Here is a 25,148-nt window from a genome sequence, read left to right on the forward strand (position 1 = left end):
GAGCAGGCCGATAGTCGATTTTTCTGCCTGCTTTTCTATAAAGCCATCATTCAAACGCCATCGAATTTTCCAAAAGATTTGGAAAAACGGGTTGTAACCTACTTCCCGCCACTTATTTACCCAGAACAGCCCAATATCAAGTGGAACTGGCTTGCTGCCGGGCATCAGTCTATTTTAGGGGGATCACGCCATACCGCCCTGACTGATGTTATGAAACCCATTCTTTTTTTTCTTCTTGCAGCGACCCCGTATCTGTTTTGCGGCTGTGAGCCGGAAGACCATGCGCTGGTGGTCAGCACCTACAATGGTCACACGTTGCAACTAATCGACCACACCACCGTTCGGAGCATCGGCGAGCGAAACCACCAGGCGGTGTTGGTATTTGACGGGAAAACCGTGTGTGACTATAATGCCGGGTTCCCGTTGCTGCCGGAGCAGTATCCAAACTGGGTCATTCGCAACTACGACCTGGAGCTTTCCAGCCCCGACCAGACGCCCTGGACGGTTTATATGTCACCCAAAGCCTTCAGCCGGGCCGAATTCGACCAGTTTATTGCCTGTTTTGAAGCCAAATGGAATGAGATCGATTCGACCCTGACGCATTTCAGCACACCAGCCTTCGGCAAACCGGGTCGCATCGAACGGGTGGTTTACGGCGAAGCACCCAGGCCCCTGGTGTTCCGACCCGCCCGCCTTCGCTACCAAACCGTGTATGGTCCCAATGCCGGCCCCGAAGAAACTTTCATTATCCAGCCCGATGGCACCTGGTCTTTTCAGATCGCCGGTAATGGCGACGGAAGCCGTTTTGTGGCCAATGCCGCCAGTGGAATGCTGATGGCGATCAACGGAGAGTTGTGGCTCGAAAAACCGTTCGTCATCGATCATCCCATGCTCAGCATTCGGCCCGACATGCTCGACCTCTCCGACTCGGAGTACTTCCGGTCATTTGCCGACTCAACCGGAAAACCGCTGCTGAGCATTATGAAATACCCTTTTACGACAAATTAGCCCCTCGATCGGTTAGGCAGGCGGCAGACTTTTTGTGCTGGTTGAAACCGGTCAAAGATGAGTACCGCGTTCTTTCCGCAGGGATTCTGCCACAGGGAGATAGACGCTGAACGTGGCTCCCAAACCGGATTGACTCGTGGCCGTGATGGCTCCACCGTGGTTGGAGGCAACTTTCTCACAGATCGCTAAACCGATGCCGGTTCCGGCAAATTCGGCCTTGCCATGCAGCCGTTGAAATACCTGAAAAATGCGATCCACATACTTCTGGTCGAAGCCGATGCCGTTGTCTTTTACCTCGATGCAGTGGTAAGCACCGGCGGCCCGAGCCGGTTTTACGGTTGTCGGCAACGCGATGCTGCTCACGATTTGGGCCGTAACCTGAATCTCGGGGATTACCAGAGCCCCATTGGCTCCTCTCCGGCGAAACTTGAGGGCATTGCTGAGCAGGTTTTGAAAGAGTTGTTCGAGTTGCGACGAATCGCCCGGCACCGTCGGCAGCGGATCGACCGTCACCACGGCTTTCGACTCCTGAATCACCAGTTCCAGATCATTCAGGACGGTTTTGACCACAACCGCGAGGGACACCGGTTCAACCGTGTCCTGTTGTGTGGAGATGCGCGAAAACGTCAGCAGGTCTTTGATGAGGGCCGACATCCGGCCGGCCGCCAGTTGCATCCGCTCCAGGTAATTGATACCATCGCCCAACTGCGTGTTGTACTGGTTTTTCAGCAAGTCACCAAACTGTTGCACCTTTCGCAACGGTTCCTGCAAGTCGTGGCTGGCAATGTAGGCAAACTGCTCCAGGTTTTCATTGGAACGCATCAGGAGTTGGTTGGATTCGGAAAGTTCTTCGTTGGTGGTCGCCAGTTCTTCGATGGTTGCGGCCAGTTCTTCATTGGTCGACGCCAGTTCTTCGTTGGTTGCCTCCAGTTCTTCCGTTCGTTCCTGCACCTGATGCTCCAGGGCAAGCTGTCGTTTGCGCTGTTCCGTAATATCCTGTGCCGTGCCAACCAGCCTGAGCGGTTTTCCCTCCGCATTGAAAAAGAGCCGGGCCTGGGCGTGAATGATTCGCACCTGCCCCGTCAGCCGGTTGATGATCGGATGTTCATTGTCGTAGAGACCTGACGAACCCGGCTGGATTGCGGCCGTAATGGCATCGGCAACCGACTGCCGGTATTCATCCGGCAGCGGATTGTAGGCTTCATCCATGTTTTTGGTATTTTCTGAAAAGCCCAACCAGTGCATAAACCGTTCCGAATAGGTGAATACGCCGGTTTCCACCTCCATGCCCCAGGTGCTGAGTTCGGCCAGTTCGACGGCATCCCGCAGCGCACTCTCGGCTTCTTCAATTTTCTGGCGGGCCCGCCATTGGTGGGTTACATCCAGCGCCACGTTCAGGATGGCGTATACCTGGCCCTGTTCGTTGGTCAGCGGCTGGTAGGTAAACGTAAACCAGAAGCTTTGCAAACGGCCGTCCACCACCAGATCGGCCTGCTGTTCCGTTGTTTGGTAGGCCACGCCGGTCGTAAATACGTCTTCCAGCAAGCCAATAAAAGGCTGGCCTTCCAGCTCCGGCAAGGCTTCCGCCAGTTCCATTCCAATCACGGCGGGAGTTTTCCCCCAGAGGTGGATCATGGCGTCGTTGGCCATTTCGATGACAAAATTCAGGCCTGCATACACAGCCATCGCCACCGGGGCCTCCGCAATCAGACTCCGAAAACGGGCATCACTTTCCCGCAGGGACTCTTCGGCCAGTTTCTGATCGTGTACGTCCACCACCGTTCCAATCATTCCTTTATAACGCCCCTCGGCACTAAACCGGGGATTGCCACTGTCAATGGCCCAGCGATAGTGACCGGTTTTGTTGCGTAAGCGGTACAGAGCCGTAAAAGGCACCTGCTTTTCATTGGCTTCAATAAATTGCTTTCCAGCCTCTTCCTGGTCATCAGGGTGCGTCATAGTGAGCCAGCCAAATCCTTCCGCTTCTTTATCGGTCTGGCCGGTATGGTCATACCACTGTCTGTTCAGGTAGGAACAATAGCCGTCGGGTTCGGTGATCCAGAGAATGGCCGGCATCGTTTCGACAAGCTGGCGGAAATAATTCTCATTCGCTTCCTCTTTTTCTCGTCCGGCTACCGAAGCCGTTCTTTCAATACAGGTAACGAATACCCCACTGATTTGTCCGTTATCGTCATAGGCAGGACTGCAACTGATTGTCCAGTAAATAGCATCCAGCCGATTGTTGCGGAAAAGGGGGATGAGCAGGTCTTCGCTCCAGGTTGCTTCACCCGTTGACCGTACCTGATCAATCAGGGGGCTGATGATGGACCAACTCTCCGGCCACACGGTTTCGCCCTTCCGGCCCAGAGCACCGGGGTGCTTTCCTTCCGCCCCGAAGCTGGCGCGAAACGCATCATTGTAAAAAAAAAGGAGGTCGTCTCCCCAGAACAGAAACATCGGAAACCGGGACGACAGAATCAGGTTCAGGGTGGTTTGCAGACCGAGTGACCAGTGCTTGATCGGCCCCAAAACCGTTTCAGACCAGTCAAAAGAACGAATGCGGTTCCCCATCTCACCCCCTCCAGCCGGGAAGTCCGGAGCAGGCACGGGTTTATTCATACCAGTAGAGTTCATAAAGCAAATACGCAGCGCAAAGGCAAAGAAAAGAATATCGAATAAGTCAACAGAATGTATTTTTAACAAATAAAAAGGGCAAATTCCGATTGTATGGCCCCCAATACAAGCATTTTTTCATCTATCTCTTTTCCCAAACCTGTTTTTCGGGCAATTTTGCCTCGGTCAATCGGTGAAACGCCGGCCAGATTTTCAATAACCAATCGTTCACAAATGGGTTATTGTGGTACCCGCGCTCCCGTGGATCTTTGTTTAGTAACCTATGCTGCCCTCCAAGATCAGTCATCAAAACCGGGAAATCACACCCGCACTCGCCGAGTTTGGAACCCGTAAGATCATTCCGGCGGTGATCGAAAAAAACGTCCTGGTGGCCTTGTCGTTCTATCCTGAACTGAAAAATACCGCCATCCGGTTTGTCTTCAAGCAACGCATCAAGTCGTCGGTCATGCAGGCCCAGCCGGTTTTCCGCACCCTGCTCAACCGCCGGAAAAACCGCTCCTACCAGATCAACATCAGTGCGATGTTCAAACTGACGCATACCGCCATTCCGATTCACCAGGTTCCCGATGCCATTCTGATCGGCTGGATCGGCCACGAACTCGGCCATATCATGGACTACGAAAACCGCAGCAACCTCGGTCTGGTGGGTTTTGGACTCTCCTACGTTTTTTCACCCGCCTACGTCCGAAAAGTCGAACGGATTGCCGACGCCTACGCAGTGAGTCACGGACTCGGGCGGTATCTGATTGAAACCAAACAGTTTATCCTGAATCACGCGGAACTGCCGCAGGCCTATAAAGACAAGATAGCCCGGCTGTATGTTTCTCCGGAAGAGATTGTCGACCAGGTAAAAAAACTGGAAGAGCAGAAGCTGGACGAGCAGAAAAAGGCCCTATGACAGGCTCCTGATGTACTGTTCAAAGTCCAGAAAGTCCTCTTCTTTCATCACCCGGGGAATTTTGGTCTGGCCCCCCAGCTTTTTATAGTCCTCACTCCAGCGGTAGAATTGCTCGACCGGGATCACCTCCGCTTCCACCCCTTTCAGCGACTTGCTCCGAGCTACTTTGTAATTCTTGTTGGCTTCACACAGTTCCTGATCCAGCGAGACCGCAAACGCCTGATTATCAACCGTCCGGTTAGAACCAACAAACCATTTGTTGATATACTCCCCGTCTTTCCGAACGGCTGCCACCACAAACTCCTTGATTTCCAGATCATACTGGCTCTGCAAATTCTGCATCGCCTGGTTCATCTGAAAAACCGATAATTGCTCGCCCACCACGTTCAGGAAGTGCTTCGTGCGTCCGGTAATTTTGATTTCCGACCGTTGCTTGTCCGTAATCATCACCGTATCGCCAATCATGTAGCGCCAGGTTCCCGAAACCGTCGAAATCAGCAACACATAGTCGGTATTTTCCTGGGCCTGTTCCAGCGTCAAAACTTTCGCATCCGGTTTCACCCGGCCGTCTTCGTCCATATTTTCGTTCGAAAACGGCACGAACTCGAAGAAAATCCCATTGTCCAGAATCAGGGCCAGTGACGTCGTATCCGGTCTTTTCTGGGTCGCCAGGTAACCTTCCGACGTCAGATAGGTATCGATATAAATCAACGGTTTTGCCAGCAGCTTTTCGAAACTTTTTCGGTAGGGTTCAAAAGCCACCCCGCCCGTGGTGTAGACCTGCAGATTAGGCCAGATGTCGTGAATCGTGTTCAGGCGGTTGTGCGAAATCACTTCTTTCAGCATCATTTCGACCCACGACGGAATACCGCTCAGGCTGCCGATGTCCCAGGTGGGCGCTTCTTCGGCAATCCGGCGTACTTTTTCGTCCCAGTCGGTGATCGACGCAATTTCGGCACCCGGTTTATAGAACGCTCTGAACCAGGCTGGTATATTGGCAGCACTGATGCCGCTGATTTCTCCTTCCTGGTGGTCGTCCTTTTCGATCAGGCTGACACTGCTCCCCAACATCATGATCTGTTTCTCGAAGAAATCGGCCGGCAGATCGAAATTTTTCAGGCTCATTACCTGCTGCATGCCCGACTTCCGGATGGCATCCAGCATGTCGTCCGTCACCGGAATGGATTTGCTGTTGCTGGTGGTGCCGCTGCTCAGGGCAAAATAGTGCTGCCCACCCGGCCAGGTCACATTCTGATGGCCTTCCAGCAAATAATGCCACCAGTCGTCGTATAGTTTATCGTAATCGTGGACGGGCACTTCCCGCTGGAACGCTCCGATGACATCGTCACTCTGGAGGATTTCGCTGAAGTTATATTTTTTACCAAACGCGGTCAATCGGGCCTTTTCCAGCAGGTTTTGCAAAACCGTGCGCTGCGCCTTGGCCGGATCGGGTTCCGACGTGATAAAACCGTATACATCAATCGCTTTGCGGATGAATTCGCCAATTACTGCCATAAAGAGTGTTTACCGGATAGGATTCCTACCCGGTAAAACCGCTTTGCCGTGACATTGTTTGCCAGGTTGATCAGTTGACGCGCCGTAGCCGGAAAACGCCTTTGATCGAAGCCCTACCGATCGGATTGTACGGATTGTTGGGCTGTATCCAACCGGAAGGATTTACATCGAAGGTGCCGGTCACCCAGTTGGCATCAATGCTGATGACCTTCAGCGAACCACCGCTGACCACTGGCTTTTTATCTTCGGCGTAGACATGCTGGTAAATAATGTACCCTTTATGCAGGTTGAAAACGACTTCCGTACCCAGTGTCCACCGGAACGTTCCGGGCTTCGTACCCGGAAAAGCCAACCCACATTTTTCGTCGCCGTTGTTCCCAAGCATGATGCTGGTTCCGGGATCAACGCCGATGCCTCCGGTATATGTTTTCCACTCTCCCCCATCGATCTGCACCGAAATACCCTCCGGCGCCACCAGAATGCTGGAGACCAGCCGAAGATCGTTGTATACCAGGCCGTCGATGGTGACCTTCAGGTTCAGAAACACCGTTACCGTAACCGGATTTTTAGCCGGTATTTTAGATGGTGCATAGTAGCTAGCCCGCACTTGTTCATGGGCCAGGGTTCCCTCGCTCGAAACGGCCCACTTTTTAATGTATTTCGCCTTGATCAGCGCAGGAACTTTAGGAACGGTCAGCTCATCGTCCCCCCCCGTTTCCGGTTCTTCAACATGCTGATAGACTTTCAGATCAATGGTCCCGCCCGGTTCTACAACCGCCGAAACCGGTTCCATGGTAATGTTCTTGAAGAACGTCCAGTCGCTGAAATGCGTCGTCTGGACGGACAGCAACCGGGCGGTGGTATCCAGGGATCGCCGACCGGGAGATTTCCAGCTTCCGTTGTCGGCTTGATAGGCAATGCGAAGGGCTTCCTGAGCGGTTCCCTGAAGATCGTTTTCGTCGTAGTGGAACGCAATGGTTGCCGGTTTTGCAAACGTCAGGCCGTGGGGTGTCAGCCGAAAGGCCTGTCCGGTTCCCGAGGGACAGGTATTGGTCAGGGGTTGTACGGAAATCGTTTGCGGGCTGCTCAGCGCCCCGGCGGGAATGACGACCCGGATGCGTTGGTCTTCCGAGGCAACGGTGCCCCCTGCCGGGCCAATGGTGGCCGTGATGATGTTCCCCTCGGGTGTTCCCACCGGGGTAACGGCCTCTTCAAGCGGGATGGACGGTGGCGGTTCAGGCTGGGTATTGCCCGGCCCATCTGGCCTGATTTTGTCGGTATCGTGCTTGCAGGACACTGCCGTGAGTGCAAGGCTCAGGAAGTAGATGAATAGCCTGTTCATGGGTATCTGGTTGTTTACGTCCCAAAATTGAACAGGCACCCGTTTTTGTAAAATGCGGAATGGGATGAAACGGAAAAAGCCGCTGATGAAGCGACTTTTTCCGTTTCGTCGGACCCAGGTTGCGGTTTAGTCCTGAAACTCAATTTCGCTCCAGCGTTCGGGTTGGTGCGTGTCATTGACACCGTGCGGGGTGAGCACCATCGCTTGCTGCCCCTGTGAACCCGAAAGCGGCACTTTCTGAAAGCGGCCCAGAAACATCCGCCAGCGGTCGCCGTTTTGGGGAGGCAGCGAACGGCCGTTGGCCAGCCACGTCAGGCTCTGCCACGGAATGGCAATTTCCAGACTCCAGCCCCGGTCGATATCCCGGTTATCGTTCAGGCTGCCGTCGAGCCGGACGGCGGTTTGCAAACCAGGCAGGTCGTAGTTCAGAAAAGCCCAACGGAGCCCGCGCGGGTGATTTCCGTACCAGAACGTGGCCTCATCCCGGTCGAAGTTGCCGCCAAACGTCATGGCCTTTGGATGATGAACATCAAAAAGCGGCACATCGAACCGGCCCCCTTTCGCGTAAGCATCACGCCAGATAAAAAACACTTCATACACGGTATTGCGGGCGTTCACCTCCAGTTCATAATAACAATCGTCCCCGTCGATGAGTACTTCCAGGTCGTTTTCCTGAAAAATAATCGAATCCCGTTCGGTCAGGTGGGCTTCCAGAAAGGGCTCTTCGGCTACGAAGGCGATGTAGAGAAAGTGATCATTCCAGCACAGGGCGGTTTTCGTATCATAAAGCCCCGGACCGGCGGTTGCCATGTCCACAAAGCGGGGGCTCCAGGTGGCCGACTGCCAGGCGGGTTTGGTCAGATCACCATTGATTTCCAGGGTTTCCGTAATTTTTCGGGCGGTATAGTCAGGCATAGTGAAGGGTTGTTATGACAAATATACGCGGGTCGGATTGAAATCGCTCCGGCTCTAAAAAGAACCCGTCAGTCCTCGTACAGATGGTCGATGATTTTATCGGCAATATCCACACTGTCCATTTCACGGAGTTCGAATTGGGAAAAATAGCCGATCACTTCGAGCCGGTTTTGTTCACAATACTGGTGCATCCGGCGCGCGACTTCGGAGTTTCCTTTGGCAAAATTCAGATCGAAATGAACCGCCCGTGTGGTGGGTTTGCAAAACAACACATACTCCGAATCGTCGGATTCGTCCAGGGGGTGGCCCCATTCATTCAGGGCCTTGTCAAAAGCCAACCGCACCGTTTTGGCAATAGGCTTAATGTCGGCGACGGTAAATTTCTCGGTCCTCATGCGCTTGTCTTTTTGCGAAAGTACAGCGGAAAACCGGATTCCGGGCACGGACTCCGCAAATGACCTGTCTCAAGGCGCTGCGGGGGCCACGACTTTCGCCACATGATAAGACTGGGTGTCAAAATCACTTCTGACCTGAAAGAGATCAATACCCAGTGACCCCGGGCCCGAATCGGGTGATTCCATTTTTAAGGGCTCACCGAATTCGGTAAATACCTCCGCCGGAACATCGGAAAAGTCGTCTTCTTTTTGAACCGGAAGAACCAGGTACCAGTTTTCATGGATACTGGATTGATAGATATGAGTGATCATCGCTTGAATGGGTTTGAATACTCCTAAAACACCGTTCACCCCCTAGTGTTCGAAAGGCAATGCCATATGGACGGGGCAAAGAGATCAGGAGCCGGATACACGGCGTTCGGTAAGGATTACCAAAATGAAAAACGACCACCCCAAAATGAAAAAGTGGACGGGAAATAATTTCGGCCTCCAATTTTTATCAATCTTATTTTCAATCAAATAGAAAATAATTACGGTTATGGCACACAATTGGAGAGGATCTTTTTTAATCACCTGATTTCCCCGCTGCACTGGCAGACAAGAGGTCCTTCATGGAACACAAACAACAACTGGATAAAGTAACGGCGGCCGGTTTACTGGTAGCCATGGGTATTATTTTCGGAGATATTGGCACGTCTCCTTTGTATGTTCTCTCGGCCATCATGGGGCCCACCCAGCCGATCCGGGCGGATGTTGTTCGGGGAGCCATCTCCTGCATTTTCTGGACCCTAACCCTGCAAACCACCGTCAAGTACGTCATCCTGATCCTGCGGGCCGACAACAAGGGCGAAGGCGGGATCTTTGCCCTCTACGCGCTGGTGCGCAGACACGCCAAATGGCTCACCATTCCCGCCGTGATCGGCGGCAGTGCCCTGCTGGCGGATGGCATCATTACCCCGCCGGTTTCGGTTTCATCCGCCGTCGAGGGGCTGGAACTTCTGTATCCAGACATTCCCACGGTTCCCATTGTCATTGGTATTCTGACGGTTCTGTTTTTGATTCAGGCTCTGGGCACCAGCGTCGTCGGAACCGCCTTTGGCCCCGTCATGCTGCTTTGGTTTATCATGCTGGGAACCCTGGGATTGATCCACATCGCGGATTCACCCGGCATTTTGAGTGCCGTCAATCCCTATTATGCCTGGTGGCTGCTGGCGGAATATCCGGGTGGTTTCTGGCTTTTAGGCTCGGTTTTTCTCTGTACGACCGGTGCAGAAGCCTTGTATTCCGATCTGGGCCACTGCGGAAGGGGCAACATCCGCATAAGCTGGATTTTTGTAAAGACCTGCCTGCTGTTGAATTACTTCGGCCAGGGCGCCTGGCTGCTCACGATGGAAGGCCAGGCCCTGGGAGAGCATAAACCGTTCTATGCGCTCATGCCCGACTGGTTTCTCTTCGCCGGCATCGGCATTGCGACGGCCGCAACGGTTATTGCCAGCCAGGCCTTGATTACTGGCTCGTTCACGCTGATCAGTGAAGCGATCCGGCTAAACCTGTGGCCCAAAGTGATCCTGCGCTATCCATCCGTCAAAAAAGGGCAACTCTACGTGCCCAGCATCAACCTTTTGCTGTGGCTCGGTTGCGTGGGGGTTGTGCTTTACTTTCGGGAGTCGGCCAACATGGAAGCTGCCTACGGCTTGGCCATCACCCTGACGATGCTGATGACCACCATCCTGATGACGTATTATTTATACAGCCACCGCTATAAAGCCTGGGGCGTCGTGCTGTTTCTGGTCGTTTATGTCCTGCTGGAAGGCGCTTTTCTGGTCGCCAATCTCATCAAGTTTCCCCACGGCGGTTGGGTATCGCTCTTTATTGGTTCCGCCATTGCGGTGGTGATGTATACCTGGCTCCGGGCGTTTTACATCAAACTCCGGTTGACGGAATACGTTCGAATCGACCATTACCTGAAACCGCTCATCGAACTAAGCCGGGATATTAGCATTCCCAAATATGCCACGCACCTGGTGTTTATGAGCAATGCCGCCCGCCAATCCGAAATCGAATCGAAGGTCATTTATTCCATCTTTCAGAAGCGCCCCAAACGGGCCGATATCTTCTGGTTTGTGCATGTGGACACGACGGATGATCCGTATACGATGGAATACAAAGTCAACACGATTGCGACCGACGATGTGTATAAAATCACATTCCGGCTGGGCTTTCGGGTGGAGCAGCGCATCAACCTGTTTTTCCGGAAGGTGATCGAAGATCTGGTCAAAAACAAGGAAGTGGACATCACCAGCCGGTACGAATCCCTCAGTCGTCAGCATGTGATTGGTGATTTTCGGTTTGTGGTGCTGGAGAAATTTCTCTCCTTCGAGAACGACCTGCCCTGGATGGAGCGGCTGATCATGAACCTGTATTTTTTCATCAAACGGTTTACGACCGCAGAAGACCGCTGGTTTGGCCTCGACAGCAGTTCGGTCAAGATCGAGAAAGTGCCGCTGGTCATTCGCCCCGTCGAAAACATCAAACTCAAACGAATCGAAGCCTGAGCGCCCGGCGTCTGACCAACAAATTCCAGGCGAATCGAAAGAAGTCCGTTACCCCTCGCCCGCTTCTCCCCCTTCCGAATTAGCCTCCCGAACGGCCTGGATCACCGGCAGTTCGGATTCCAGCACCAGCAGATACTGACTGATCAGCGGGGCGATTTCAGACAGGGCCTTTTTGTCGGCAATCAGGGCTTCCGTGGCCGTAATGAGTCGGGCGGCTTCGTTCAGGCCAAAGGTCTGAATCACGGCTTTCTGGGTGTGAATCAGCCGTTTGATAGCGGTTATGTCGCCTTCTTCCAGCGACTGTCGTAATTGTTGAATCTCGACCGGCGTCTGGTTCAGAAACAACGTCATCATTTCAACCGCAAAATCCATGTCATGCCCAACGGCTTCCAGGAGCGGTTCCACCGAGAAACTGGGTTTCGGCGTCATATACACTTTTTGGGTTTGAACTTTAGCCGGTGCGATCGGCAGGTATTTACGCATAATTCGTTGTAACTCTTCAATTTGAAACGGTTTGGGTATAAAATCATTCATACCGGCCTGCAAACACTGTTCCCGCTCGTTGGCCAGCGCATGGGCCGTCATGGCAATAATCGGCACCGGGCTTTTCAGCGTCGTTCGGATCCGGGTGGTGGTGGTATACCCGTCCATCACCGGCATCTGAATGTCCATTAATACCAGGTCGACCTCCTCTTTTTCCAGAATAGAAAGGGCTTCCTGACCATTCTCGGCTACCTGCGCCCAGTAGCCCAGCCGGTTGAGCACCTGAAGGGCCAGCCGCTGGTTCATCACGTTGTCTTCTACCACCAGAATGGTCACCTCACGCCCCCCCAGCCCGGACGTCTCCGTATTCAGATCGGCCTCATGCTCGGTTTGGTGGGGTGCTATTTTATACGGAATTTCCACCGTAAACGTGGAGCCTTCGCCCATTATGCTTTCCACCTTGATCCAGCCGCCCTGCATCTCGGTCAACGACTTGACAATGTTCAGCCCCAGCCCCGTGCCGCCGTAATACCGCGTGGTGAAATCACTGGCCTGCCGGAACCGTTCAAAGATATGCGGCAGAATGGCCGTTTCCATGCCAATTCCCGTATCTTCCACCCTGAACCGAACCCGAACACTCTCCGGGGTTTCCTCTTTCTTTTCGATGTGTACGGAAACCCCGCCCTGTCGGGTAAACTTGATGGCATTGCTGAGCAGATTCAGCAGGATTTGCGTAAGCCGGGTGGGATCGCCCAGAACAACCGCCGGCAGATCGGGATCTACCGTGACCGTCAGCCGTAGATTTTTATCGGTTGCCGAGGCATCGAGCATCGTCCGGATCGAATCCACCAGAGAACTGATGCTGAATGGAATGCTTTCCAGCGGCAACATGCCCGCTTCGATTTTGGAAATATCAAGAATGTCGTTGACGATCGTCAGCAGGTTTTTGCCGGCCGTTCGGATGTAGTCCACAAAGTCCTTCTGCTCCCGATTCAAAGCCGTCGATTCCAGCAGGTTGGAAAACCCCAGAATGGCATTGAGGGGCGTACGGATTTCGTGGCTCATGTTGGCCAGAAACTGCTTCTCGGTATGCCGGGCATCCTCGGCAACCTGCGTAGCCTGGGCCAGTTGCTGTTCGAGCCGTTTCCGTTGCGTAATGTCGTAGTGAATACCCATCGATCCGATCACGTTCCCGCGTTCGTCGATGATGGGTGCCCCACTGATGATGACCCAGATGCGTTCGCCGTCTTTCCGGATCAGTTGCATTTCGTATGAATTGGCACCGCCCGCCCCCCGAAATTTCTGCTGCTTCGCCAAAAAATCCGTAAATTCTTTCGGCACCAGCAATTCGTCGGCCCGCTGCCCAATCAGTTCTTTTTCCGTATAACCCACCATCTGACAAAACCGGTCGTAGGCCTGCCGGATCACTTGGTTGGCATCGACTTCGAGCAATCCGAGTTCCATCCGGTTCATGATCCCCCGGTATTTCTCTTCACTCCGCCGAATCCGTTCATCATAGCGGTATTTTTCCGTAATGTCGGTAAATTGCCACAGGTGGCCCCGGTACTGGCCCTCCTGAAAAATGGGGATATAACTCCAGTCCAGAACGCGCCCGTCCAGCAGGCTAACAGAGGCATTGACCACGGTATGCTGCCGACGGATAGCCTCTTCCATCTGTTGACGGAACAAATCCGGATTGGCAAACAAGGTGTCGTTCGGATGAGCCCACTGCTCAAACCCGGTCCCGATCAGCTCGGCGACCGACCTGGAAATCCCAAACAGATCGCAGTATAACTGATTGACAACAATAATGGTACGGTTTTCATCTTCAACCAGTACCCCGGTTTGCAGGTTGGTAATGAGCGAGGTCAGCCGGGCTTGTGTAGTCCGGAATTCGTCTTCGTTGATGATTCGATTGGTAATGTCGCGGGCCACGGCCACCAGTTCCGGCCGGTCGTTCTCCCCTTCAACCACCCGCAACGTCTGACCAATCCAGACCGTGCGGCCGTCTTTGGCCACCACCGGAAACTCCATGAAGGAACTCCGCTGCTTCTCCTGCAACATCTTCTGGTAAAACTCTGCCACAGACGTCCGCCAGGAAGGAGCTACCAGCGTCATGAAACTCAATCCGATTATTTCATCTTTGGTGTAGCCCAGACTCTGTTCGACAACCGAATTGACGAACGTAAAATAGCCGTCGATCGACGTTTTGAAAATAATATCCGGCACCGACTCCACCACGTGACGGTAGTGTCGTTCACTTTTTTTCAGTTCTTTATACAGAAGTAGCTCTTCATAAGCCTGGGAAAGCTGATGTTTTTTTTCTTCCAGAATAGCCTCCGTCTGCCTGCGGGTTTCTCTTTCAAGAGCCAGTTGGCGTTCGAGGTGCTCTATTGGGGACATATACAGGTTAACAAATATAAACGAATCGGCACCTATTCCTATGTTAAGGACTTCCGGTAAATAAAGCCTTCTGTTGCTTTGAATCAGGCTTTCACGGATCAATTAATCGACAACGAAACGTCTCCCCACTCCGGTTTCACCCTGGGGCTAAGCGCAACATGTCTCTTGGATTGACTCATAACCTACCAATATGTTACCAAATTGGTGACATATTAAACAAATTAAAGCAACAATTATGCCGTGGACGGCCCCGTAAAGGTATGAATTACGCCGGTCTTTTCAGATGATCCGTCGGCTGTCCGAAGGAATAAACGAAATCTTCCTCCAATAAACCAATCCATTTATCAGACAGTTCAAGCAATCAAAAAAATAGGAAACCCGGTTTTTTACACCAGATTTCCTGTTCAATAATTCGATTACAAATCGATTAGTTCATGCTCACCAGACGCAGCGATTCAACCACAGGTGTGCTGGTTTGCAGTTTTACGGTTTTGACCTCCGTATTGGCGCCGTCGGTGATTTCGACTTTGTAGACGCCGTCTTCCAGTTGATTCAGATCAAACCGGATGGTCGTGATCTCATGGCCTTCGCCCAATCGCTTGGTAGCCAGCGTCCGGCCTTCACTGTTGATCAGCCGAATATTGATTTTGCTGTCGGTTTCTTTCTGAACGTTCACACTCACCTTCATGCTGTTAATGATTGGATAAACAGCCGATTGAAACGTGGATTTCGGTTTGGCCTTTTCGTGGTTATCGGCAGCAAAAGTGTTTGAAACAGCAAAAGTTAAAGCCAGTAATGCGGAAGCGAATAGCGTTTTCATGAGATTTGTTGTTTAAGGATGTTCTGATTTCTTGTTGTTTACTGCCAGAATCGGCCGTTTTGATGATTCAAAGGTAGTATTTTCATAAGGTACCTTGCTATGCATAGTACTTTGTCGGCAAAAATACCGGGTCGAATGGTCGATAAACCGGATGAGATTCCGAAGCGCCCTGCAATCCGGCGTTTTTCAGGCTTTTTTCGGTGCCTTTTTCAGTTGCCCGATGCCAAACTGATCGCCCGCAGCAACGGCTTTTCCGCCACTGAAATGGATTTCAACCATCTTCTCGCTCTGCACCCAGTTGTAATTCGGATCTTCCAGGCTGGTGACGATTTTACGCGTTTTCACATCGATAACATCCCCGGTAGACGGATAGGCGTATTTTCCGTCCACACTGAACGTGATCCAGCCCGGCATGTCGCGCACCAGAATCGAGGTTTTCTGGACCGGCGGCATCACGGTATTGTCAAAAATGTGCACCCGGTTATTGGCACCGTCGCACAGCCAGATTTCCTTTTCATCCGGCGTCATGCCAATCCCGTGGCTCGGACAGCCGTGGCGTTTCACTTCGCCGATGTTGAAGCCTTCTACCACCACGCGGTGCAGAAACTGGCCGCTCACCAGATTGCCCACCTCGAAGCCCAGCAATCCATTGATGTTTACGTATACCAGGGTCTGCGAACCGTTAATGGTAAACGGGCGAATGTCGGCCCCAAACGGCCCTACTTTTTTGGTAATCGTGTGTGTTTTCGCGTCAGCGACGTTCAGCATCGTCGATTTCAACCCGGCCAGGTACACAAAATTTCCATCCGGGCCATAAATGGTGTTGTGTGAACCCGAATTGGTCACGATTTTGGTCATGACATCGCCGGTTTTGGCATCTACCACCGTCCAGAATTCCTTCTCCAGCGAAGGCATGTAAATCGTCTTTCCGTCCGGCGAAATCGAAATCCGGTCGACACCCCCTTCGTATTCCTTTTCCCACAACACTTTCTCGGTCGTCAGGTCAAGGCATTGCAACGCTTCCAGCGTGCTGATGTACAAACAGTTGGTGGCCAGACTGACATCGACGCCCTTCACATTCGACGGTTTTCCGTTCTTCTGAAAACCCTTCGTCGGGATAAATTTCACAAACCGGTGGTTGTTATCGATGTCGAAAACCTGAATCCCGTGGCCGCCGTAGCCCAGGTAATTCCGCACACCCGGCGTTACGACGTAGAGATACCGCTGCACTTTCGGCGCGGGTTTCAATAAAGAATTACTGGTTTTTTCGGTGGAGGTAAAAACCCAGGCTGTTGTGGACATAAGAAACAGCCCGCCAAGCAGGAAGCGTAAAATCGTTCGTGTCGGTTTCATTTCAGGAGGATTTAGGATGTCGTCATCAACGAATGAAGAAAATTTCCGGCTCAATCTACCCGCCACAAAGCAGGGAGAAGACCGGAACCGGAGCGGTTTTTCAAGCCACTGAGTGCTTTTTTGAATGAAGCCTAAAATATTTCCAACCATCTGACCACCTAGGCAGTTAGATTGAGACGAATCAACCAACGCACATCATGACGACAAAGGAAAGCAAAACAGCACTGATCACGGGAGCCTCCAGCGGAATCGGCCAGGAACTGGCAAAACTGTTTGCAAAAGATGGTTACAATCTGGTACTCGTTGCCCGGAGCACCGACGTTCTAAACGAACTCGGCGGCCGGTTTTGGGACGAATACGGGGTTGAAACGACGGTCATTACGAAAGATTTATCGGAAGAAGATGCCGCTCAGGACGTTTACAACCAGGTCAAAGCAAAAAATCTATCGGTCGATGTCCTGGTCAACGATGCCGGTGTTGGCCTCTACGGGCTTTTTGCCACCGAAACCGACTGGGAACGGGAAAAGTCGCTGATCCACCTGAACGTCCTGACCACCACGCAGATGACCAAGCTCTTTCTGAAAGAAATGGTGGAGCGGAACGAAGGAAAAATCCTGAATCTGGCGTCGCTGGTATCAATCACACCCATGCCGCTGATGGCGGTGTATGCCGCCACGAAGGCGTATATCTATAATTTTACGCAGTCGCTAATCAACGAATTGAAGGACACCAACGTCAGTGTAACGGCTTTGCTGCCCAACGCCACCGATACCGACTTCTTCAACAAAGCCGGTGCATCGAACACGAAGGTTACGGAGAATCTGGACAATCCGGCTAACGTTGCCAAAGATGCCTACAACGCCTTGATGAAAGGCGCGCCCAAAGTGATTCCGGGCGGTTTGGTCAACAAAGCCTACGAAGTGATGTCGTATGTGGCTCCTCAGGAAACCATGGCTGGCATGATGCGAAAAAATATGGAACCGAAGGTGGAAGCCCAAACGGCGGACGAAAAAGGCAACAAAGCCGCTCTGACCTGGGGAATCGGTCTGGCGGCTGTGGTGCTGGCCGGAGCAGCCATTGCCCTGGTGTATGCCAATAGCAGCGAATACGACAAAGTCCGGTATCGGTACAAAGCGGGTAAAATCAAATCCGGTGCCGATGACGTGTATGGCGATGTAAAAGACAGCCTGCTCAGCGGCTTGAACAGCATTAAGGACGCCGTCAGTACGGCCAAAGAAGTGGTCGCCAAAGCGAAAGAAACCTTCACGGAAGCCTTGGCGTAACCCAATTTTCCGAAACCCTGACAGCGGTCGAAGACCCTGTCAGCGGTTTCAAAAAATCCCACTATTTAAATTTAGCGATTCGAAACCGCTGACAGGGTCTTCGACCGCTGTCAGGGTTTCGAACTTCACAACTCACTAAAATACAGCACAATCCCTGCCGAAATCCGGAAGGTGCTGACATCGGCTTTGTCCGTCGTCCGTTCGCCGTTCAGATCGATGGCCGATTTGCCACCCGCCTGAAAAGAACCGTTCAGGGTCAGGGCAACGGGCAACGACAAAAAGTAATGGAGTCCCGCGCCGATGTGGGCGGCTCCCCCCTTGAACAAAATGTTGTCGTATGCATTGTTGTTGATTACCTGATCGACTTTCCCGGCCCGGTGAACATACCCCAGTTCCGCAAAAGGGCGCAGGGCGTGGGTGGTTGCTGAAAAATTAAAGCGTACTCCGCCCGTCAGGTTCGTAAATTGAAAAGATTCGGCGTCAATATTTTTCAGGTTCATTTTCGTCCGGTCATACTGCGCAAACACCTCAAACCGCTGCGTCAGACCAAACCCGACGCGACCACCCAAACCGATGCCGTTGCCGGAATTTTCGTCCAGAAACTGAAAATAGTCCGACGACCAGCCGAGCATATGGCCCTGCAAACCCAGGCTAAGCCCTTCTGTCGTCGATTTTTGACGGATGGTTTGCGAGAAAGCGGGGGCCGAACCGACTAAACCAGCCAGCAAAAACAACAGGAATATCGAGGAAAGTCGCATGATTGAAAGACGCGTTTAAGTACGAAAAATCGACTGATGGGTAATGGATTAAAAGGTAAGAACCGTGTCGCCGGTGCGGACTTCGAAGGTTTGGCCGGCCGGAAAAACCACCGGTTTTCCTTTGACTTCTTCGCTGATGGTGGCCGACCGCAGCGCAAGCCGCTGGCCGTTGGCGGCTTCAACGGCATAAATCCGAAATTCGAGCAAGTCCTTTTTCCGGAATAGATCGTTGCCCGCCTGCCTGATCCGGGTCACTTCTCCAAAAGCCGTCGCACCCGCCTGAATCACCACTTCGCCCTCGCTCACCACCGCGTCGATCACCCGGAACCGAACCGTCTCGCCCTCCTGAGCGCGGGACGACGACAGATCGTTGCTCAACGCCAGTTTCACCGGCAAACGCCTGACTGCAACCGACTTGCGGGTCACCGGACGTTTCACGGGTTCCGGTACCGGTTCGGTGGTCGTCGGCGCAATGGGTTCTGCTTTGGGCGGAGTCACCGGTGTTTCCTCAACCGATTTGGGCGGCACGGTTTTGGGTTTTGTTACATCCGGTTTTTTCGGCAGGCTCGTTTTGGGTTTGTTTTCAACCGGATCGGGCGTTGGTTCCGGAATCGTAACCCGGTTTTCGCGGGGTTCAGCATAAACCAGCGTCGGCGAGGTTACTTGCGAAACAACGGGCTTTACCTGTACCGACGGCTTCTTGCCGCTATCACCGATTTTTGTCGTGGGTTTGGGCTGCGGTTTGCGATCCAGCAGCAGCATCCCCAGAAACAGCACCGCGACCAGCGTGAAGGTTCCTGCCAGCAGGAATTCCCAGTTCGTACGAAACCAGTCCGGCGTATGTTGGGCTAAAAACCGTCCTGAAAAGTAGGATTCTGACTTTTTTGCTCCCGCCAGCTTTCGATTGGGCTGCATATCCACCACATCCGTGACCGGCAACGGAGGCATGATTTGGGCGGGATCCAGAACCGGGGCCGAGGCATAAAACGGTTGCAGGGCTTTTTGAAAGGCTTTGGCGTCGGCAAACCGTTTGGCCGGATTTTTATCCAGTGCTTTTTGCACCACCGCTTCCAGTTCTTTCGGGATCTGGCCATCCAGTTTTCGCAGCGGAATCGGTTTTTCCCGCACAATGGCCTGCATCAGTTCGTAATCCGTCCGGCTGGCAAAAGGCAGTTTTCCCGACAGCAGTTCGTACAGCAAAACGCCCATGGCATACAGATCCGAAGCGGGCGAAGGCTCCTGTCCTTCAATGAGTTCCGGAGCCATGTACTCGAGCGTTCCGACAATGCGGTTGGCCTGCGTCAGTCGCTGCTCCCCACTCACGCGGGCAATGCCAAAATCCATGAGTTTGATGGTACCTTCCGGCGTCAGCATTAGGTTGGCGGGTTTGATATCGCGGTGCAGAACCCCCTTCCGGTGCGCGTGCGCCATGCCTTCGAGCCCCTGTCTGACCACCTCCGCAGCAATGGCGGGTGACAAAGCCCCGGCTTTCCGAATCAGGGCTTCCAGACTATCGCCTTCGACGTATTCCATTGCCATGAAATAGTCGGCATTATCCTGCAAAAAATTGTAGACAACCGCAATATTGGGGTGGTTCAGCCGGGCCAGAATCAGGGCTTCGTTCCGAAACCGCTCCATGAAAGACGTCTGGGAAACGAGGTGCGGGTGGAGCATTTTCACGGCAACCAGTCGTTGCAGCAGCGTGTCGGTTGCCTGATAAACCGTCCCCATACCGCCTTCGCCCAGGAGCGATTCGATGCGGTAGTGCTGGATGAGACGGCCTTTTAGGGTGGGCTTCTGGTTATTCATGAGCACGTTCGCTATCACGCGTAAAGGGTACGTCAATTTCGCGGGTTTCGCGCGGGGCGGGTAGCGTTCTGGTGACGGTTCGCTCGGCCAGCACCACGGTGATGTTGTCGTGACCACCCCGGTTTTTGGCCAGTTGAACGAGTTCGGAAGCGACCTGGGGCAAGGTCTCCTGTGCCAGCAGCCGCAGCAAATCCTCCTCCCGGCAGTATTCGTACAGACCGTCGGAGCAAAGCAGCAGCCGGTCACCGGTGTCGAAAGGCAGAACGCAGCGACCCAAATCCACCCGAATGTCCGCTTTCGTCCCCATTGCCTGCGTCAGGACGTTGCGTTCGGGATGGCGGGCGGCTTTTTCCTCCGAGATTTCCCCCATTTTCAGCAATTGCTGGACATACGTATGGTCTTCGGTTAACTGGACGAGCTGGCCATTTTTGTACAGATACGCCCGGCTGTCGCCCACATGCGCGAAATACAGTTGCTCGTTCTGAACCACCACGGCGGTGCAGGTGGTCCCCATACCCCGGAAGGTTTCGTGCTGAAGCGACTCGTCAAAAATTTGCCGGTTGGCAATCTGAAAAGCGCGCATCAGGCTATTTTCGGTGGTATCGCGGAATTGAAAATATTCCCGGCTGACCGTCTCGGCGGCCATCTGACTGGCAATTTCCCCGGCCAGATGCCCGCCCATGCCATCCGCCACCAGCAACAGATACCCTTTAACCCGGCGGATGCCTTCATCGGCCAGCCGGACGAACAAACCGGTGTCTTCATTGTTTTTCCGGACATTCCCGATGTCCGAAACGACGATGGCGTTGAGGTCGCTGGAAACGACGGGCGGTGTGGCCGGTTCTCCCCCCCCGCGTTCCATCGGCACGCTCTCTTCAACGGTTTCCGGTAAGATGGGCGACGATTTTTTCCCGAAAAGATACTGGACTATATTTTTCATGAACATGCTCTCTATCAGTTCGTTAAAGCATCTTTTCAGGGTTTGAATCAGTCGACGACCTGACGACGGCCCATCAGCTCCAGGCCGTACGAGATAGGCACGGCGAAGGTGATGCGGGTGGCATCCTGCGTGGTATTGCTGGCGGTGAAGATGCCGATGACGTTGCCCTCCCGATCGAAAACCGGCCCTCCGCTGTTGCCCGCGCCGGTGGCGTTGACCGTGAGCTGGTAATAATCTCCGAACTCGCTGTAATAGCTGGACGACTTGCCACTGCTCTGGCCTTTGATGATCTTGCCGACGTTGCCGGGGGTGACGGTCACGTCCGGCACCTTGACAAACTGGGGATTGCGGTTTGCAAAATCCGACGAATTCTCCCCCACAAACACATCCGGCGAAATACCGGGATAGCCCATCACGGTGACCAATTGGCCCGAGGCAATGTCCTTTTCCGCATTGCGCATCTGAACGGGTGACAGCGTTTCGGCCAGGTCGATTTTAATCATGGCCACATCGTGTTTCGGCGAGATGATGGGTTTGCCACTGGCCGGAAAACGCTGCTCGTTTTTGTTAAAAGTGACATCGAGGTACGTATTGACGCCTTCGATGACTTTTCCCGACATCGGTTTTTTGCCAAAAAACCGTGTTTCTCCCGGCACCCAGCGGAACGGCTGCACCCGCTCCGGGCTGATTTCCCAACCCTTGGCGCCCTGCACCAGCAACAGGCCGGGAAACGCATCGGGCGGAAAACTGTAGTAGGAATTCCAGGCGGCAGCCACGTGGCGGTTGGTCAGAATGTGGCCCTGGGGCGAAACCACAAAACCCGATCCGCTGGCCCCGTGCATGGCAATGGGTTCGCCAACGGCCACGTCTTTTTTCAGTCCCAGCAGCGGTTCGACTTGGCCGGGTTCGACTTCAATGTACATCGGAATATTTTTCGTGGTGCCGTCCCATTGTTTGACCGGCATATACTGGTGGTAAATATCGTCGCCGGTCGGGGTGTAGATCAGTTTGTAGCCAAATTCGATGAAAACCACTTTGCTGGTGTTGGCGGTGGCAATTTGCTCGGTCGTCAGGGAATGATCCGGTTTGGAAGCCGGTAACACAACCGGGCGGTTGACAACCACCGTAGTATTGGTGCGGAACTTGTCCTTAAACGCGAAGGCAATGCCCGAAAGAATGGCCAGCACCAGGGCGGCTCCCACCAGCACCGAGCGCGTTGTTTTCCTGCGTTCGGTCACCATCATCCGTTCGACGGTTTGCTTGCCCAGGCCCACTTTGGCCGGCGCACCGGAAAACGCATCGGCGTCGGAAACCGGAGCCGGCATTTTGAATTCACTGGTTGGGTTGTAGGGCGCCGGCATGTCGACCACCCGCGTGCTCTGCATCCATTCGACGGGGCGGGGGTTGAGGTCGAACTGGAAAACCGGGCCGCCCTGGCCAAGCTGCACTTCGTCGCCCGGTTGCAGAACCGCCGAGCCAACAATGCGGGTTTTGTTGACGAAAATACCGTTCCGGGAGTTGTTATCGACCACCTTGAAAACCGGCAGCGGGCCTTCTTCTTTCACGAGTTTGCCGTGTTCGCGGGAAACCGTCGAGTCCAGTTCGGGATCGAACCGCAGGTCGTTGGCGATGCCCCGCCCGAACGTCAGTTCGGTGTACTTTTTGTAGTCGAATTCTTCGACCTGGTTGGCTTTGGTGCCGGTAAGATGACGAATGACAAACCGTTCTATTGGAGTGGCCATGAGTGACAGGAGTTAATACGTTATAGGGTTGGATTTTTTTTGCCGTTTGGACAATACAAAGGTGGGGAATCGGCCCGCGGGAGGAAATCGGGAAAAGCCCTGATTTTCGACTCCGGGAAACCTGTATTTTGCGTCTATAGGAAAACCTATATTTTGCAGTAGTCCGTTGTACTTGAAGGTTTTATATCCGTACTTTCGGTGTCTCCTTTCTCTTTTCAGGCCATGCGTAACCTTCTGCTCCTGCTTCTTTCCAGTACGTTCGCCCTTGCCCAGAATCCGGTGATTGATTCGTTGCAAAACCGGCTGAAACAGCCTCAGGCCGATAGTTTTCGCGTCATGACCTTACACGAACTGGCCACCAACTACTGGTGGAACGGCTATGATTCACTCGCCATCCAGACGCTTCGTGCGGGTATGCGCGTGGCCCAAAAAGCAAACTACCCGACGGGTGAAATCCGCGCCCGGCTGGCCCTGGCCCGCATCGAAGCCGATTATCTATCCGACACCAAATCCGCTCATGCTCAACTGGATACAGCCTACAACCAGGCTGTATCCATCCGTGATCTGTCGTTGCAGGGGCAGGTTTTTCTCCGGCGGGGGCAGTTATACTCCCACATCCTGACCAAACTCCCCGAATCAAGAGCATCGTTGCAGAAAGCACTGGCAAAGTTTCTGGAAGCTCGTGACCAGCGTTGGGAAGCCCAGACCTATAATGAAATGGCCATCATGAAAATGGGAGAAGGGCAATCGGTGGAAGCCATTAATTTGTGGCTCAAAGCCCGGAAAATTCAGGAAAACGCAAACGACTGGAAAAGCCTGCGGGCTACGCTGCCGAATCTGGGTGCGGCTTACCTGCAAATGAACCGGTATGATGACGCCATGAAGTATTTTACCGAAGGTGAAAAAATTGCCAACCGGCTCAACGACGGCATGGTCAAAGTTTTCCTGATTGGCCGACAGGCCGAAATTCACGAAAAAAAGGGCCGCTACGACCAGGCCCTGACACTTTATCTGGAGCAGATCAAAGCCTACCAGAACCCCTACCAGCCGAGTAGCCTGGCACGGGCATACGGAGCCGCTGGCCGGGTATACATTGCCCTGAAGCAATACGACAAAGCCCTCACCTACTCCCGGCTCTCGCAGAAAACCTACCGGGAAACCGTCGAGGATACCCAGGAAGCCCTGGAACACAGCGCTCAGCATAATTTTGGCGAAATTTACATCGCACGCAAACAGTATGCCCGAGCCATCCCGTATGCGTTGACGGGGCTGGCGTGGACCGAAGACGCCCGTGAAATGCGACCCGAACGAACCAAATATTTACGGCAGTTGGCCATCGCCTACGACAACCTGAACCAGCCAGCCAAGGCCCTTCGCTATTATAAATGGTATAAGGCCGAAGCGGACACCATCCTGAACGAAGAGTCCCTGCAAAAGGTAACGATTGCGGGCATGACCTACGACTTTGAGAAAAAACAGCAGGTGACCCGGCTCCAGCAGGCCCAGCAACAAAACCGCATTACGACGCTGGAAAAAGATCAACTGACCCAGTCGCGCAACTTCCTGATTGCGATGCTGGTGCTCAGTGGCGGAACCCTCGGCTACGTGGTCTGGAGCAACCGGCGGCTGCGAATCAAAAACGAAGAGCTTTCCCGAAAAAATGCTGAGATTGAAGCCGCGCTCTACCGTGGTCAGACGATGGAACGGAAGCGGGTGGCCAGTGAACTGCACGACAGCGTGGCAGCCAAGGTGTCGGCCCTGAAGTGGCGGTTCGAAGCCATGGACACCTCGCAGTTTGACGACGGCCAGCAGCGGGAACACACGCGCCTGCTGGATCACATGGGCGAAGTCTACGACGACATCCGGGCGATTTCGCACAACCTGATGCCCGAAATCCTCGAAAAACAGGGCTTACAGGCGGCTTTGATTAAACTGACGGACACCTTAAACGTGCAGAACCGCACCCGGTTTATGCTGGAAGTGGACGACTCGGGCGCGGACGTGCGGGGAAAAACTGCCTACGAACTCTACGCCATTTCGCTCGAACTGGTCAACAACATTCTCAAACACGCCAACGCCCGCAGTGCCGGAATTGCCCTCCACCGCCAGAACGGTTTTCTGAAACTAACCATTCAGGATGACGGTGCGGGAATCGACGAGAATACGGTTTCGGACGGGATCGGCATGCGGAATATTCAGGCGCGGCTGGAACGGCTGGGCGGTAGTTTCTACATTTCAAGTCCCGAACCGGGTGGCACCTGTGTGAATGTGCAGGTTCCGATGGCCAGCTAAACC

Annotated in this window: 18 protein-coding genes; 5 read left to right on the forward strand and 13 right to left on the reverse strand. The window is 53.4% G+C overall.

Features of this window, described 5'->3' with window-relative positions; genetic code table 11:
- Nucleotides 1-210: 210 nt before the first annotated feature.
- Nucleotides 211-1,008 (forward strand): hypothetical protein, encoded by a 798-nt coding sequence (locus DUE52_RS16115; protein ID WP_114407051.1) that lies wholly within the window; start codon nucleotides 211-213, stop codon nucleotides 1,006-1,008.
- Nucleotides 1,009-1,059: 51 nt separating this feature from the next.
- Here DUE52_RS16115 and DUE52_RS16120 read toward each other — a convergent pair whose 3' ends face one another.
- A complete protein-coding gene (locus DUE52_RS16120) occupies nucleotides 1,060-3,627 on the reverse strand; it encodes a PAS domain-containing sensor histidine kinase (RefSeq protein ID WP_114407052.1) in 2,568 nt (855 codons plus the stop codon).
- A gap of 277 nt (nucleotides 3,628-3,904) precedes the next feature.
- Here DUE52_RS16120 and DUE52_RS16125 point away from each other — a divergent pair, with 277 nt between their 5' ends.
- Nucleotides 3,905-4,540: a hypothetical protein gene (locus tag DUE52_RS16125; RefSeq protein WP_114407053.1), complete on the forward strand. Its 636-nt coding sequence runs from the start codon at nucleotides 3,905-3,907 to the stop codon at nucleotides 4,538-4,540.
- Here DUE52_RS16125 and DUE52_RS16130 read toward each other — a convergent pair.
- The 5 genes from DUE52_RS16130 to DUE52_RS16150 all read right to left on the reverse strand — a co-directional run bounded on the left by DUE52_RS16130 (nucleotide 4,535) and on the right by DUE52_RS16150 (nucleotide 9,019).
- Complete coding sequence (locus DUE52_RS16130) at nucleotides 4,535-6,055, reverse strand: GH3 family acyl-acid amido synthetase (RefSeq protein ID WP_114407054.1); 1,521 nt, start codon at nucleotides 6,053-6,055, stop codon at nucleotides 4,535-4,537. The genes DUE52_RS16125 and DUE52_RS16130 overlap by 6 nt on opposite strands.
- Nucleotides 6,056-6,125: 70 nt before the next feature.
- Complete coding sequence (locus tag DUE52_RS16135; protein ID WP_114407055.1) at nucleotides 6,126-7,397, reverse strand: hypothetical protein; 1,272 nt, start codon at nucleotides 7,395-7,397, stop codon at nucleotides 6,126-6,128.
- A gap of 126 nt (nucleotides 7,398-7,523) precedes the next feature.
- The gene (locus tag DUE52_RS16140; RefSeq protein ID WP_114407056.1) at nucleotides 7,524-8,312 is read right to left on the reverse strand and encodes a carbohydrate-binding family 9-like protein; all 789 of its coding nucleotides are present in this window, start codon (nucleotides 8,310-8,312) and stop codon (nucleotides 7,524-7,526) included.
- Between the two features lie 68 nt (nucleotides 8,313-8,380).
- The gene (locus DUE52_RS16145; protein ID WP_114407057.1) at nucleotides 8,381-8,707 is read right to left on the reverse strand and encodes a hypothetical protein; all 327 of its coding nucleotides are present in this window, start codon (nucleotides 8,705-8,707) and stop codon (nucleotides 8,381-8,383) included.
- A gap of 69 nt (nucleotides 8,708-8,776) precedes the next feature.
- Nucleotides 8,777-9,019 (reverse strand): YcgL domain-containing protein, encoded by a 243-nt coding sequence (locus DUE52_RS16150; RefSeq protein WP_114407058.1) that lies wholly within the window; start codon nucleotides 9,017-9,019, stop codon nucleotides 8,777-8,779.
- 299 nt (nucleotides 9,020-9,318) lie between these two features.
- Here DUE52_RS16150 and DUE52_RS16155 point away from each other — a divergent pair, with 299 nt between their 5' ends.
- The gene (locus DUE52_RS16155) at nucleotides 9,319-11,262 is read left to right on the forward strand and encodes a KUP/HAK/KT family potassium transporter (protein WP_114407059.1); all 1,944 of its coding nucleotides are present in this window, start codon (nucleotides 9,319-9,321) and stop codon (nucleotides 11,260-11,262) included.
- Between the two features lie 48 nt (nucleotides 11,263-11,310).
- Here DUE52_RS16155 and DUE52_RS16160 read toward each other — a convergent pair whose 3' ends face one another.
- The 3 genes from DUE52_RS16160 to DUE52_RS16170 all read right to left on the reverse strand — a co-directional run bounded on the left by DUE52_RS16160 (nucleotide 11,311) and on the right by DUE52_RS16170 (nucleotide 16,321).
- Nucleotides 11,311-14,148, reverse strand: coding sequence for a PAS domain S-box protein (locus DUE52_RS16160; RefSeq protein ID WP_114407060.1), 2,838 nt, complete (start codon nucleotides 14,146-14,148; stop codon nucleotides 11,311-11,313).
- A gap of 427 nt (nucleotides 14,149-14,575) precedes the next feature.
- Nucleotides 14,576-14,968: a T9SS type A sorting domain-containing protein gene (locus DUE52_RS16165; RefSeq protein WP_114407061.1), complete on the reverse strand. Its 393-nt coding sequence runs from the start codon at nucleotides 14,966-14,968 to the stop codon at nucleotides 14,576-14,578.
- A gap of 186 nt (nucleotides 14,969-15,154) precedes the next feature.
- A complete protein-coding gene (locus tag DUE52_RS16170) occupies nucleotides 15,155-16,321 on the reverse strand; it encodes a beta-propeller fold lactonase family protein (RefSeq protein WP_114407062.1) in 1,167 nt (388 codons plus the stop codon).
- Between the two features lie 197 nt (nucleotides 16,322-16,518).
- Here DUE52_RS16170 and DUE52_RS16175 point away from each other — a divergent pair, with 197 nt between their 5' ends.
- On the forward strand, nucleotides 16,519-17,604 hold the full coding sequence (locus DUE52_RS16175; RefSeq protein ID WP_114407063.1) for an SDR family NAD(P)-dependent oxidoreductase: 1,086 nt from the start codon (nucleotides 16,519-16,521) through the stop codon (nucleotides 17,602-17,604).
- Nucleotides 17,605-17,729: 125 nt separating this feature from the next.
- Here DUE52_RS16175 and DUE52_RS16180 read toward each other — a convergent pair whose 3' ends face one another.
- From DUE52_RS16180 to DUE52_RS16195, 4 genes are read right to left on the reverse strand one after another with little or no spacing between them, the layout of a single operon-like run.
- Nucleotides 17,730-18,362 carry an outer membrane beta-barrel protein gene (locus DUE52_RS16180; protein ID WP_114407064.1) on the reverse strand — a complete coding sequence of 211 codons (633 nt, stop codon included), beginning with the start codon at nucleotides 18,360-18,362 and terminating at the stop codon, nucleotides 17,730-17,732.
- 48 nt (nucleotides 18,363-18,410) lie between these two features.
- On the reverse strand, nucleotides 18,411-20,171 hold the full coding sequence (locus DUE52_RS16185) for a serine/threonine-protein kinase (protein ID WP_114407065.1): 1,761 nt from the start codon (nucleotides 20,169-20,171) through the stop codon (nucleotides 18,411-18,413).
- Entirely contained in the window at nucleotides 20,164-21,111 is a 948-nt protein-coding gene (locus tag DUE52_RS16190) for a Stp1/IreP family PP2C-type Ser/Thr phosphatase (protein ID WP_165840954.1), read from the reverse strand. The genes DUE52_RS16185 and DUE52_RS16190 overlap by 8 nt, the downstream gene beginning before the upstream one ends.
- Nucleotides 21,112-21,158: 47 nt before the next feature.
- Nucleotides 21,159-22,853, reverse strand: a complete 1,695-nt coding sequence (locus DUE52_RS16195; protein WP_114407067.1) for a trypsin-like peptidase domain-containing protein — start codon at nucleotides 22,851-22,853, stop codon at nucleotides 21,159-21,161.
- Nucleotides 22,854-23,075: 222 nt separating this feature from the next.
- Between DUE52_RS16195 and DUE52_RS16200 the strand changes: the two genes are divergently transcribed.
- Nucleotides 23,076-25,145 (forward strand): tetratricopeptide repeat-containing sensor histidine kinase, encoded by a 2,070-nt coding sequence (locus tag DUE52_RS16200; protein ID WP_114407068.1) that lies wholly within the window; start codon nucleotides 23,076-23,078, stop codon nucleotides 25,143-25,145.
- The last annotated feature ends 3 nt before the right edge of the window (nucleotides 25,146-25,148 follow it).

This window comes from Larkinella punicea, assembly GCF_003334855.1.
Classification (GTDB): domain Bacteria; phylum Bacteroidota; class Bacteroidia; order Cytophagales; family Spirosomataceae; genus Larkinella; species Larkinella punicea.